Origin of the sequence: Streptomyces sp. NPDC093544 (assembly GCF_040683495.1) — a bacterium.
In the GTDB taxonomy this organism is placed as follows: Bacteria; Actinomycetota; Actinomycetes; order Streptomycetales; family Streptomycetaceae; genus Streptomyces.
Genome location: NZ_JBFBEA010000023.1, coordinates 62356 through 74467 on the forward strand (window position 1 = coordinate 62356; position 12112 = coordinate 74467).

Below are 12112 nucleotides of genomic sequence, written 5' to 3' on the forward strand. Positions count from 1 at the left end.
CGGCGAATCCGTTCAGTTCGGTGAGACGTCTTTAGCCAATTGGTAGTTGAGTCCCAGCGACACGCCGCGCCTACGGCGTGCCGCTGGGACTCTCGGCACAATCGCCGCCTTCGTCGGCACCATTCAGTTCCGCCCAGACCGTCTTGCCCACGGTGAGGTTCTCGACGGCCCAGCGGCTGGCGAGCACGCGAACGATGAGCAGGCCTCGCCCGAACTGGTCGCTGTCCTGCGCCGTACGGGGCTCCGGCAGGCGCTCGCCCTTCGGATCGGTGACGGCGATCCGTAACACCTGGCCGATGAGCGACGTCTCCACGCGGAACAGCCGGTCCCGCAGACATCCATGCAGCAGCGCGTTCGTGCACAACTCGCTTGCCAGCAGCGCCGCGTCACCGGCTGCGCCGGGATGGCCCCACTCGGCGGCGAGGCGGGCCACCCGTCTGCGCGCGCGGGGGATGCTCTGCGGATACGGGGTGTAGCTGACGGCGTCGTAGCGGTCGGGCCTGTGCGGATTGTTCTTGGGGCGGTCGGGGTCGCAGGAGCCGGTCATGGGCGCACCTCCTTGTGCGGGCCGGGTGCCCGGGCGGCTGCCAGGTGGGTGGGGGGAGGTGGCTCAGCCGTACGGCCCTGGGGTGGGCAGCGCGGTGCACTTCCGCCAACTGGTGTCGCTGGGTGGGCGATTGAGTACTGACGGTAACGTCCGTGAGCAACTGTGTTCAAGTTCTGTGCGAGAAATATCTACTCGAACTTGCTTGCTCGCAGTGCGGAGACGGCACAGACTGTGACCGACTCAGTGGGAGGGAGCCTGGGATGACAGGTAGGAACCTTGATCGCGGTACGTCAGTGTCGACGGTGCTGGCGCGCCGACTGGGTGGCGAGCTACTGCGTATGCGCGAGGCGTGCGGGCTGCGTCAGCCGCATGCAGCCGAGACTTTGTCGGCGTCGGTGGCCAAGGTCGCGAAGATGGAACGCGGGTGGGTGCCGATGCGTGATCCGGACATCCGTGCGCTGTGTCACCTGTACGGCGAGAACGACGAGGCGGTGCTCGGGAGGCTGCTGACGCTTGCGCGGACGGACCGTGAGAGACGCAAGGCCCGCGGCTGGTGGAATCAGTACCCGCAGCTTCCTGCCATGATCGAGTACGTGGCCCTGGAAGACATCGCCACGAGTATGCGCACCTGGGAACTTGCCTTCGTCCCAGGCCTGTTGCAGACGCCTGACTACGCGCGGGCCGTGGCCGTCGGTGCGGGGTCCTGGGAGGACCCGGGCGAGATCGAACCTTTCGTGGAGGCGCGGCTGGCCCGCCAGGCGCGACTGCGATCGGACCGACCATTGGAGCTGTGGGCGGTGATACACGAGGGGGCGCTACGCCAACTCGTCGGTGGCCGCGACGTGATGAAGGAACAGTTGGGGCATCTGCTGGACCTGGCGCACATGGGCACGGTGAAGGTACAGGTTGTGCCCTTTCTGGCCGGTGCCAACCCGGGCATGATCGGGGCGTTCAGCATTGTCTCGTTCGCTGAACCCGGGGCTCTGGACGTCGTACATATGGACGTACCCTCTTCTACGCTTTGGCTGGAGAGCGAGGAGGACGCCACCCGGCACAGCCGGATCTTCGATCGCATCGCGCGGATGGGGCTGGCGGAACGCAACGCTCTCGAACTGATCGAAGCCATTCGCAAGGAGATGTAGACCCGGTGACCGAGTTTGTGTTCGTGAAGTCCACCTATAGCGGCGGCGATGCCGGACAACAGTGCGTCGAAGTCGCCCCCAACATCCCCGGCACCGTCGCCGTCCGTGACTCCAAGGACGTGGATGGGCCCATACTCCGCGTCGCCCCCTCCGCCTGGGCGGCGTTCGCCGGGTTCGCCGCCGCACAAGATGCCGACGCCTGACGGCGAAACGTACGGAAACCGGCACACGCCGGCCCCCGTCACGTACGCTCAGGCGCCGAGCGGTCGGCCGCAAACTCGACTTGCGACCGGCCGCTCAACCACCCTCACTCGGCTGCGGTCAAGGCCGATCCAGTACGTAGACGAGTGCGCCGTCCTCCGCGCCGCCCCTGGATCGGATGCACGCATGCCTTCGCATGAACCGCAGGCACTCGTTGACCCGATGGGCGTTCAGGCCCGTCCGCGCCGCGAGAGCCTCCAGCGACATCCGGATCTCACCGTGCTCGGCAAGCACGGGTGCGATCGTGACAGCCACGGCCCACACGTCCTCGGTCACGGACATCCGTGACTTCCAGTCCGCGAGGAGGGCTTCGGCACTCGGCCGGTACGGGTCCGCCGGAGCTGCCGGGCGCTCCGCCGTGACAGGACGGAACGCCTCCAGCGCGTCCGCGATCCGATCCATGGCATCCGCCATCCGGGACTGCACTCGCGCCGAGGCCCGTTGCGCCTCGGCGAACTCCTCGTCCAGCCGTACGTTGCGCTCCTCGAGCCGCATGATCGCGTCGGCGACCTGCGCGGGCATCGCGTACGCCACGGGACCGCCCGGGTCGCGGGGCTGTACCTCCGCCTTGGGGAGGGCGTACGAACCGTCTCGCTGGACCGTGATGATGACTTCCGCGACCCATTGTTTGAAGGGCCGCGTCTCCGGCTTCGTCGTAGCCGCGATGAGCATGATGAGCCCGTTCAGGTTCACCATGTTCATCGACTTCTTGAAGCCGTGACCAGCCGGAACGTCCAAAGCGTAACGTGTGGTTACGCTTTCGAGTTGGGTTCGGAATTCGTCCGGCACGTGATCTTTCAGGGTCTTTCTCGGGTTGGTGTACCCAAGCTCGCCGAGAACATCCGCCGCCGGAAACCAATGGCTCCCGTCCGGCATCGTCAGCCTCCGCACCCGGGCCCCTGTAGCCCCGTACACGAAGTCGTTGATGTCGATCGCGTCGGTCCGGGACGCTGTGGTCGACGTCGTGTCGTGTTCGCTCATACGAACCACCTCCTCGGCGGAACGTAGATCGACATACAACGCATATGCCAACAGGATCCGGGATGTTCATCACTCCGAGCGCAGATCACGCAAATCCCTGCGCAGGTGCCCCAGAACGTGGTGAGCACATGAAGGGGGCCCGCCGCATTTACGCGGCAGGCCCCCTTCCCGTATGCCTGAAATCCCGGAAACTACCGGTTACTTCGCGAAGGCGTAATTCATCAGCTTCTTCGCGTCCGATTCACGGGCGGTGATGGACGTGGAGGCGAGGACCGTGCCGATGACGGTCTTGCCGTTGCGGGTGGCCGCGAAGACGAGGCAGTACTTGGCCTCGGCGCCGGAGCCGGTCTTCACGCCGATCGTGCCGGTGTAACTGCTGAGCAGACCGTTCGTGTTGGTCCACTTGCCCATGGTGCGGGTGGAGCCGGTCTTCGTGATGGTCTTCGCCGTGTACGACTTCGCCTTCACGACCGTCTTGAACGTGGAGTTCTTCAGCGCGCTGCTGGCGATCTTCGTCAGGTCGCGGGGCGTCGAGTAGTTGGAGCCGCTGCCGATGCCGTCGAACGAGTCGAAGTGCGTGTTCGTCAGGCCGAGGTTCTTCGCGGAGGTGTTCATCTTGGCGATGAACGACTTCACGCGCTTGTCACGCGTCGTGCCCGTGCCGAACTTGTCGGCGAGGGCGTACGCGGCGTCGCAGCCGGACGGCAGCATCAGCCCGTAGAGGAGCTGACGGACGGTGACCTTGTCGCCGACGATCAGGTGGGCGGAGGAGGCGCCCTTCGACACGATGTAGTCGCTGTAGGCCTTCTGGATCGTGACCTTGGCGTCCAGGTTGAGGTTCGCCTGGGAGAGCACGACCTTGGCGGTCATGATCTTGGTGGTGGAGCCGGTGGAGAGGCGGGTGTCCGCCTTCTTCGTGTACAGGGACGTGCCCGTCCCGTTGTTCATCACGTAGCCGCCCTTGGCGGCGATCGTGGGCGTGGTGAGGGCCTGTGCGGGAGCCGCGCTGAGGGCTCCGGTCGCGATCATGGCGCCGGTCGTGACGACTACGGCGGCAGCTCTGCGGACGCGCGTGCCCTTAATGCCGGTTATCAAGTTTCCTACCCCGATTACGTTAAATGCCCAAGGAGCGCGGCTACATGGGAGTGCCGCCTCTCGTGTGACACGTAAGTCGCACGAAAGGTTGTGCGGTTAATTGAAGAAGTGTTCGTGCGTCCCGCGTCCGCATTCTGGAAGGGGCGCGACGATGCGTACGTGTTGTATCTATGCTGTGCGCATGCCCTCCGCGCCGTCCCCCGCAGTGACCCCGCCCACTACTACCGCTCCCGCGCCGATGACCGCTCCCGTGAAACAACCCCCCGCCGCCGAACGCGTCTACGCGCACGTCAAGCAGGGTGTCCTGGAACGCCGTTACGGAGGCGGCACGCTGCTCACCGAGGGTGAGCTCGCCGAGGCCGTGGGGGTCTCGCGCACGCCGGTGCGTGAGGCGCTGCTCCGGCTCGAGGTGGAGGGGCTGATCAAGCTCTACCCGAAGAAGGGCGCGCTCGTCCTGCCCGTCTCCGCGCAGGAGATCGCGGACGTCGTGGAGACGCGGCAGCTCGTCGAGGGCCACGCGGCGCGCAAGGCCGTACCGGCATCGCCGCAGCTCATCGCCCGCCTGGAGGAACTGCTCGCCGAGCAGAAGGAGCAGGCCGCCGCCGGGGACCTGGCCGCCGCGGCCGTCACCGACCGCTGTTTCCACGCAGAGATCGTCCGCAGCGGCGGCAACGAGATCCTCTCCCGGCTCTACGACCAGCTCCGCGACCGGCAGTTGAGGATGGGCGTAGCCGTGATGCACGCCCACCCCGACCGGATCACCAAGACGCTCGTCGAGCACGAGCAGATTCTCCAGGCGCTGCGCTCCGGTGACGCGGAGGCCGTCGTCGGCCTCATCCACGGGCACGTCAGCTGGTTCTCCAACCTTGCCCGGGGCGAGGTCCGATGAGTTCCTCAGCCACGCTGCCCGGGGATCCGCCCGGCGGTAGGCGGGCCATCGCGGTCTGGGGCGTGGGCGTCTCCGTCTACTTCGTCGCCGTCATCTTCCGTACGTCGCTGGGGGTGGCCGGCCTCGACGCGGCGGACCGCTTCCACATCAACGCCTCCGCCCTCTCCACCTTCTCGATCCTCCAGCTTCTCGTCTACGCGGGCATGCAGATACCCGTGGGCCTGCTGGTCGACAGTCTCGGCACCAAGAAGGTGCTGACCATCGGCGTAGTGCTGTTCACGGCAGGGCAGTTGGGCTTCGCGTTCTCCCCCTCGTACGAGATGGCGCTCGCTTCGCGCGCGCTCCTCGGCTGCGGCGACGCGATGACCTTCATCAGCGTGCTGCGGCTCGGTACACGGTGGTTCCCCGCCCGGCGCGGGCCGCTCGTCGCACAGCTCGCGGGCCTGGTGGGCATGGCGGGCAACCTCGTCTCGACGCTGGTGATCGCCCGGCTGCTGCACGGGGTCGGGTGGACGGCGGCGTTCGCGGGCAGCGCCGGCGCCGGTGTCGTCGTACTGGTCCTCATGCTGCTGTTCCTGAAGGACCACCCCGAGGGGCACGAGCCGGAGCCGTTCCCGCACCAGGGGGCCGCGTACGTCCGGCGTCAGATCTCGGCGTCCTGGCGGGAGCCCGGGACGCGGCTCGGGATGTGGGTGCACTTCACCACGCAGTTCCCGGCGATGGTGTTCCTGCTGCTGTGGGGCTTGCCGTTCCTCGTCGAGGCGGAGGGTCTTTCGCGGGCCACCGCCGGTGAGCTGCTGACGCTCGTCGTGCTGTCCAACATGGTGGTGGGGCTGGTGTACGGGCAGATCGTCGCCCGGCATCACGCGGCGCGGCTTCCACTGGCGCTCGGCACGGTCGCCGCGACGGCCGTCGTATGGGCGGGGGTGCTGGTGTACCCCGGGGAGTACGCGCCGATGTGGGTGCTGGTTGTGCTGTGCACGGTGCTCGGGGCCTGTGGGCCGGCTTCCATGCTGGGGTTCGACTTCGCCCGGCCGGCCAATCCGCCCGAGCGGCAGGGGACCGCGTCCGGGATCACCAACATGGGGGGATTCGTCGCCTCCATGACCACGCTGCTGGCGATCGGCGTGCTGCTGGACGCGACCGGTGGCAGTTACCGGCTCGCCTTCTCGTCCGTGTTCGTTCTTCAGGCGGTGGGGCTGAGCCAGATCTTCCGGTTGCGGAAGCAGGCGGCTCGGCGGGAGCGGGAGCGGTTGGTTGCCAGTCGGGTGGAGACGGTGCACGTTCCGGCGTAGGGGGTGGGAGTTGGGGCATTCTTTCGCCCCCTCCGCCCCTGCCCTTCCCGTACCTGGGGCTCCGCCCCACACCCCGCTCCTCAAACGCCGGAGGAGCTGAAGACCAACTACCGCGTAACCGTGAAGTTCCTGAGGATCGCCGTCGTCAGTTCCGGGTCGCCCTCCGTCTTGATGCGGTCGGCGACCGCGTCGGCCGTCACGCGCCCGCAGGCCAGCCGGAAGTACGTCTCCCAGTCGAGGGTGAGGGTGGCGGCCGGGCCGAGCGAGGGCGCGCCGTCTATCGAGCCGTTGCCGTCGGCGTCCACGCGGACCGTCCGGAGGAACTCCACCGGCCCGTGGACGTCGACGACGACCGCCGAACTCGTGGGCGCGCCCGCGTCCTTGGCGACCACCTTCGGGAGGGCGGCGAGAAGCTCGTCGCGGGCGAGGTACGCGCCCGGGGAGTCGAGGTCGCCGGGCCGGCCGAGGGCGGCGCGGAGGTCCTGCTCGTGCACCCACACGTCGAACGCGTGGTTCCGCATGGCGTGTTCGAGGGTGACCTCGGTGCCGAGGGGGCCACGCATCTTGGTGTCGGGCTTCCGGTTCTCGTTCCGCAGCTGGCGGTTGCGGCGGATGATCGAGTACTCCAGCTCGGAGGTCATCTCCGGCGCGGTGTGGTGACGGCGTACGTCGACCTGCATCTCCATGTACCGCTGGTGTTCGTTCGTCACGTGGTACAGGTCGCGCGGGAGCGTGTGGATCGGCCGAGGATCGCCGAGCATCTCGGAGTCGAGGCCGATGACGTGCGAAACGAGGTCGCGCACCGACCAGCCCGGGCATGGCGTCCGCTTGTTCCACTCGCCTTCCACAAGCGGCGACACCAGCTCGGATATCGCTTCGATCGAGTGGGTCCAGGCGTCGGCGTAGGACTGAAGGCTGGGAGGCAGACTCACGGAACGGGACCCCTCGGGCGATTGGACGCGGTCAGTGCACAGGCAGCGGGTGTCTTGGGACGCTAAGTTACGCTGCTGTGAGGCACCCCGGCAGTGCTTTGGTGTGACGATCGTAGGCCCGTATCAACGGCTCGAATGCCAGGACGGTGGTAGTGTGCGCGCCTCTCTCCTCCAAGTCGACGTAAACGACACCGAATCCGTCGATTCACGGCGCACACGCGTGGCGGCTCTGGTAAGGGAGCAGGCCGGCGCGGACCTCGTCGTGCTGCCCGAGCTGTGGACCACCGGGGCGTTCGCCTACAAGGAGTTCGGCACGGAGGCCGAGCCGCTGGTGGGGCCCACCTACGAGGTGATGGCGAAGGCGGCGAGTGACGCGGGCGTGTGGCTGCACGCGGGCTCGATCCCCGAGCGGGCCGCATCCGACAGCGGCTCCGCCGCGGGTGAGGGACCCCTCTACAACACCTCCCTCGTCTTCTCGCCCTCCGGCGAACTGGCCGCCGCCTACCGCAAGATCCACCGGTTCGGTTTCGACAAGGGCGAGGCCGTGCTGATGGGGGCCGGGTCCGAACTGGTGACCGTCCGCCTGCCGGAGACCACCCTCGGCATCGCCACCTGCTACGACCTCCGCTTCCCCGAACTCTTCCGTGGGCTCGTCGACGCGGGCGCCGAGACCTTCGTCCTTGCGGCCGGCTGGCCCGAGCGCCGCCGCTCCCACTGGACGCTGCTCGCTCAGGCCCGAGCCGTCGAGAACCAGGCATACGTCCTCGCCTGTGGAACGGCCGGCACGCACGCCGGGGTTCCCCAGGCCGGGCACTCCATCGTGGTCGACCCGTGGGGCGAGGTCCTCGCGGAGGCGGGCTCCGGCGAGGAGGTCCTCACGGTGGAGTTCGACCCGGCGAGGGTCGCGTCGACGCGCGAGCAGTTCCCGGCGCTGAAGGACCGGCTGCTGGGGCTGGACACTCCCCGGCGTCAGCCCGGGGGCCCAGGCGTTAGCCCGGGGCGGTAGCGGCAGGTATCAGTCCTCCTCCCGCTCCTTCTCCGCCAGGTGGATCACGCACACCGCCACCGCGATCAGCAGCGCCTGGTCCGCGTCCTCCCGTACGACATCCACACCGTACGTCTCGCGGACGTGCAGCCAGCGGCGGGAGATCTGGGCGAGGAGTTCGTTGTCGTAGTCGATGGCGAACTCGCGGTCGAGGATCTTGCCGCTGACGTCGAGTTCGGTGCCGTCCACCAGGGACACCCGGTAGTGGTTGCGCAGCAGGGAGAGCCGCTTGCGCTTGATCGTCGCCAGCGGGTCGCCGTCGCGCTCGATGATCATCGTGTCGCGCAGGGCGAGCATCTTCTGATGGATGTCGATGAGGACGCGCCCCCGCGTGTCCTTCAGCTCGAAGGTGTCCCGCAGCCGCATCGCCTTGCCGTCGACGAGGAAGACCTTGCTGCCGTGGTCGTCCTCGATCCAGTAGTCGTCACCGAAGCCGAGGAGCCGGTCGCGTACGAGGTATCTCATGCCATCACCGCTTCCCCGGCAGGCGGTCCGAAACGCCGCCGGTAGGCCGACGGGCTGAGTCCGGTCGCGCGCCGCAGCCGCTCCCGCAGGTTCGCGGCGGTTCCCAGACCGCTGCGGTCCGCGACGACGTCCAGCCGCTCCTCCCCGCGCTCGATGAGCCGGCAGGCCAGCGCCACGCGCTCCCCGGTCAGCCACGCCAGCGGGGTCGTGCCGAGCTGGGCCCGGAAGCGCCGGTGCAGGGTGGCCGGACTGACCGCCGCACGCGCCGCCAGGTCCGCGACCGTGAGCGGTTCGCCGATCCGCTGCTGCGCCCACGCCAGCAACGGGGCGAGCGACTCGTCCGGTACGTCGGGCACGGGCCGTTCGACGAACTGGCGCTGCCCGCCGTCGCGGTGAGCGGCGAACACGAGCCGTCGGGAGACCGAGTTGGCGATCTCGGCGCCGTGGTCGCGCCGGACGAGGTGCAGTCCGAGATCCAGCGCGGCCGCGCTGCCGGCCGCGGTCAGCACATCGCCCTCGTCCACGAAGAGCACGTCGGGCTCCAGCAGGACCTTCGGATGGAGCTCGCGGAAGGAGTCCGCCCAGCGCCAGTGCGTGGTGGCCCGCCGCCCGTCGAGCAGTCCGGCCTCGGCGAGCGCGAAGGTGCCGGTGCAGAAGCTCACGATCCGGGTGCCGCGTGCGTGGGCGCGCCGGATGGCTTCGCGCACGGCGGCGGGGCGCGGTACGACGTTGTCGGGACGGCCCGGCACGATCAGCGTGTCCGCGGAGTCCACGGCGTCCAGTCCGGGCAGGCCGGTGAGGGTGAGGAACCCGTGGTTCATCCGCACGCCGGGCGTGGGGCCGCACAGGGTCAGCTCGTACAGCGGCTCCGGCCGGCCGAGTTCGGGCCGCGGCAGCCCGAACAACTCGGTCGCGACACCGACCTCGAAGGGGTTCGTGCTCTCGTCGATGATCACGGCGACCCGGTGCGGCCGAGCCGAGGGTGCGTGCTGCGAGGATCCTTGCGGCATGTGCGATTTCTAGCACTCGTACGGAGGACAAGACACCCCGCACGATGAGGCCATGGACCCCATCTCTGACCCCATCTCCTTGGACAAGGCCCTGTCCTCCTTCACCGACCTGTGGAGCCCCCGCATCGTCACCGCCGTCAACGACTACGACGTACGCGTCGCGAAGGTCGAGGGCGAGCACGTCTGGCACGTGCACGACCACACGGACGAGTTCTTCCTAGTCCTGGAGGGCGAGTTGCACATCGCCCTGCGTGAGAAAAAGGGGGAGACGGACGGCGAGCGGACCGTCGTACTCCCCAAGGGCTCCGTCTTCACGGTCCCGCGCGGCACGGAACACAAGCCGTACGCCCCGTCCACAGCCGCCATCCTGGTCTTCGAGCCCACCGGCACGCTCAGCGTGGGCGACCGCCACGACGACGTACCCGACCATGTGGACGTCACGCCCGGACACATGCTGCGGCCCTAGGAGCTCGCCCGGACACATGCCGCACGCCGTACCTTGTCCCGGTCGCGCCCGTAGGCCGGCGATTGGGGGGCGTCCCGGTCCGTCTCACCGAGGGTGGGACGGGGACGGACCGGTTGCCGTTGGTCCTCGCGGGATGGACGCCTGACTTGTGCGGCCCTGCTTACCCGCCGTACCCGTCGCGGTAGCCGCCCCGGTGGGGGCGCTCCTCGTCGATCACCGGGGTGCTGGGCGGCATGACCACGCGCCTGCGCCTGGCCATACTGCTGAACGTGGCCACCCCGATCAGCCCGACGATCATGAAGATGAGACCGACCAGGTCGAGGTTGACCCCCTGCATGTCCCAGTCGGTCGCGAACGTGAGGATCGCTCCTGCGGCGATCAGAATGATGCATCCGCCCAGGCCCATGGGTGTCGCCTCCTTGCATTCGACTCGGCGTCGTTCTGGCCAACTCCGTGTACCCGCAGCGGAGCTGGACATGCGGCCGTATGCGGAGGCTTCCGGTCCTGCCCACGGACTTCTGAAACAGGCTTAGCCCTCCAGGAACGCCACCATCGCGTTGGCCAGCAGGAACGGGTCGTCCGCGCCGCACAGTTCACGCGCGCTGTGCATGGACAGGATGGCGACCCCGATGTCGACGGTTTTGATGCCGTGGCGGGCCGCGGTGATCGGTCCGATGGTGGTGCCGCAGGGCATGGAGTTGTTGGAGACGAAGGACTGGAAGGGCACGCCGGCCTTCTCACAGGCGGCGGCGAAGACCGCACGGCCCGAACCGTCCGTGGCGTAGCGGTTGTTGACGTTCACCTTGAGGATGGGCCCGCCGCCCGCGCGCGGGTGGTGCGTCGGGTCGTGCCGTTCCGCGTAGTTGGGGTGGACGGCGTGGCCTGTGTCGGAGGACAGACAGACGGTGCCGGCGAAGGAGCGTGCCCGGTCCTCGTACGAGCCCCCGCGCGCGAACACCGAACGCTCGAGGACGCCGCCCAGCAGCGGCCCGTCCGCGCCGGTGTCGGACTGCGAGCCGTTCTCCTCGTGGTCGAAGGCGGCGAGGACGGGGATGTACGGGAGGTACGGCTCACCGGAGTCGGCCGCCGCGACCGCCGCCAGCGCCGCCGTGCCCGCGTGCACGGACAGCAGGTTGTCCATGCGCGGGCCCGCGAGGAGCTCCTTGTCGCGGCCCAGGTAGGAGGGCGGCTCGACCGAGTGGGTCATCAGGTCCCAGCCGGTCACCTCGCCGGCCGCAAGCCCCGTCTCCTCCTCGAGGAACGCGATCAGGTCGCCGTCGTGGACCTGCTCGCCCAGCCCCCAAATGGGTTGCAGATGACGCTGCTTGTCCAGCTTCAGGCCCTCTGTCGACACGGAACGGTCCAGGTGGACGGCGAGTTGGGGCACGCGCAGCAGCGCCCGGTCGATGTTCACCAGGCGCGTCGAGCCGTCCCGCAGCGACAGCCGTCCGGCCAGGCCCAGATCCCGGTCCAGCCAGGAGTTCAGCAGCGGCCCGCCGTAGATCTCCACGGCCACCTGCCGCCAGCCGTGCGCCCCGCTGTCCGGGCGCGGTTTCACCCGCAGGTTGGGGGAGTCGGTGTGCGCGCCCACGATCCGGAACGGTGTGTGCGGCTCGGCCCCCTCAGGTACGTACCAGGCGATGAGCGCACCCCCGCGCAGCACGTACTTCCCGCCGCTCGTCCCCTCCCACGCGTCGGTCTCGGCGACCTGACGGAATCCGGCCTTCTCCAGCCGCTCGGCGGCGTTCGCCACGGCGTGGTACGGCGACGGGCTCGCCGCCAGGAAGGGCATGAGGTCGTCGGTATGGCCGCGGTCGAAGCGGGGGGGAGTGCTCATGGGGTTCACCTTAACGACGCCGAAGGGCCCGCTCCCGGGGATGGGAGAGGGCCCTGGTAACGGGGTTGTGAAGGGCGGACATGGCCGGACACCTGACCGGAAGGCCAGGTTCTGGTCAGGTGCCCGCCCTGTCCTGGAGTGCGTGGT

General features: G+C 68.6%; 14 protein-coding genes. 6 read left to right on the plus strand and 8 right to left on the minus strand.

All coding sequences use genetic code 11. The annotated features are described in order from the left end of the window. Positions 1 to 70: 70 nt before the first annotated feature. The gene (locus tag AB0N66_RS31150) at positions 71 to 547 is read right to left on the minus strand and encodes an ATP-binding protein (protein WP_365441271.1); all 477 of its coding nucleotides are present in this window, start codon (positions 545 to 547) and stop codon (positions 71 to 73) included. Between the two features lie 260 nt (positions 548 to 807). Here AB0N66_RS31150 and AB0N66_RS31155 point away from each other — a divergent pair, with 260 nt between their 5' ends. Next, on the plus strand, positions 808 to 1689 hold the full coding sequence (locus AB0N66_RS31155) for a helix-turn-helix transcriptional regulator (protein WP_365441273.1): 882 nt from the start codon (positions 808 to 810) through the stop codon (positions 1687 to 1689). 5 nt (positions 1690 to 1694) lie between these two features. Then, on the plus strand, positions 1695 to 1892 hold the full coding sequence (locus tag AB0N66_RS31160) for a DUF397 domain-containing protein (protein ID WP_365441275.1): 198 nt from the start codon (positions 1695 to 1697) through the stop codon (positions 1890 to 1892). A 118-nt stretch (positions 1893 to 2010) separates the two neighbouring features. On the opposite strand, the gene AB0N66_RS31165 is transcribed toward AB0N66_RS31160, so the two are convergent. After that, positions 2011 to 2931: a Bro-N domain-containing protein gene (locus tag AB0N66_RS31165; protein ID WP_365441277.1), complete on the minus strand. Its 921-nt coding sequence runs from the start codon at positions 2929 to 2931 to the stop codon at positions 2011 to 2013. Positions 2932 to 3129: 198 nt separating this feature from the next. After that, entirely contained in the window at positions 3130 to 4026 is an 897-nt protein-coding gene (locus AB0N66_RS31170; RefSeq protein WP_365441279.1) for a serine hydrolase, read from the minus strand. A gap of 238 nt (positions 4027 to 4264) precedes the next feature. On the opposite strand from AB0N66_RS31170, the gene AB0N66_RS31175 reads away from it, so the two are divergent. Beyond that, positions 4265 to 4915: a GntR family transcriptional regulator gene (locus tag AB0N66_RS31175; RefSeq protein ID WP_365441406.1), complete on the plus strand. Its 651-nt coding sequence runs from the start codon at positions 4265 to 4267 to the stop codon at positions 4913 to 4915. Then, positions 4912 to 6210: an MFS transporter gene (locus AB0N66_RS31180; protein WP_365441281.1), complete on the plus strand. Its 1299-nt coding sequence runs from the start codon at positions 4912 to 4914 to the stop codon at positions 6208 to 6210. Before AB0N66_RS31175 ends, AB0N66_RS31180 begins: the two co-directional genes overlap by 4 nt. Positions 6211 to 6317: 107 nt before the next feature. Here the strand turns inward: AB0N66_RS31180 and AB0N66_RS31185 are convergent, their stop codons facing one another. Next, positions 6318 to 7142 (minus strand): maleylpyruvate isomerase family mycothiol-dependent enzyme, encoded by an 825-nt coding sequence (locus AB0N66_RS31185; RefSeq protein WP_365441283.1) that lies wholly within the window; start codon positions 7140 to 7142, stop codon positions 6318 to 6320. A 154-nt stretch (positions 7143 to 7296) separates the two neighbouring features. Here AB0N66_RS31185 and AB0N66_RS31190 point away from each other — a divergent pair, with 154 nt between their 5' ends. Then, on the plus strand, positions 7297 to 8148 hold the full coding sequence (locus AB0N66_RS31190) for a carbon-nitrogen family hydrolase (RefSeq protein ID WP_365441285.1): 852 nt from the start codon (positions 7297 to 7299) through the stop codon (positions 8146 to 8148). Positions 8149 to 8157: 9 nt separating this feature from the next. Here the strand turns inward: AB0N66_RS31190 and AB0N66_RS31195 are convergent, their stop codons facing one another. Both AB0N66_RS31195 and AB0N66_RS31200 read right to left on the minus strand, forming a co-directional pair. Next, on the minus strand, positions 8158 to 8652 hold the full coding sequence (locus AB0N66_RS31195; RefSeq protein ID WP_365441287.1) for an LURP-one-related family protein: 495 nt from the start codon (positions 8650 to 8652) through the stop codon (positions 8158 to 8160). Continuing rightward, positions 8649 to 9662, minus strand: a complete 1014-nt coding sequence (locus tag AB0N66_RS31200) for a helix-turn-helix domain-containing protein (protein ID WP_365441289.1) — start codon at positions 9660 to 9662, stop codon at positions 8649 to 8651. Before AB0N66_RS31200 ends, AB0N66_RS31195 begins: the two co-directional genes overlap by 4 nt. Before the next feature lie 52 nt (positions 9663 to 9714). Between AB0N66_RS31200 and AB0N66_RS31205 the strand changes: the two genes are divergently transcribed. After that, a complete protein-coding gene (locus AB0N66_RS31205; protein ID WP_365441291.1) occupies positions 9715 to 10128 on the plus strand; it encodes a cupin domain-containing protein in 414 nt (137 codons plus the stop codon). A 160-nt stretch (positions 10129 to 10288) separates the two neighbouring features. Here AB0N66_RS31205 and AB0N66_RS31210 read toward each other — a convergent pair whose 3' ends face one another. Together AB0N66_RS31210 and AB0N66_RS31215 are read right to left on the minus strand one after the other, a co-directional pair. Next, positions 10289 to 10534, minus strand: coding sequence for a DUF6458 family protein (locus AB0N66_RS31210; protein ID WP_365441293.1), 246 nt, complete (start codon positions 10532 to 10534; stop codon positions 10289 to 10291). A 123-nt stretch (positions 10535 to 10657) separates the two neighbouring features. Continuing rightward, complete coding sequence (locus AB0N66_RS31215) at positions 10658 to 11965, minus strand: M18 family aminopeptidase (protein WP_365441295.1); 1308 nt, start codon at positions 11963 to 11965, stop codon at positions 10658 to 10660. Positions 11966 to 12112 lie beyond the last annotated feature (147 nt).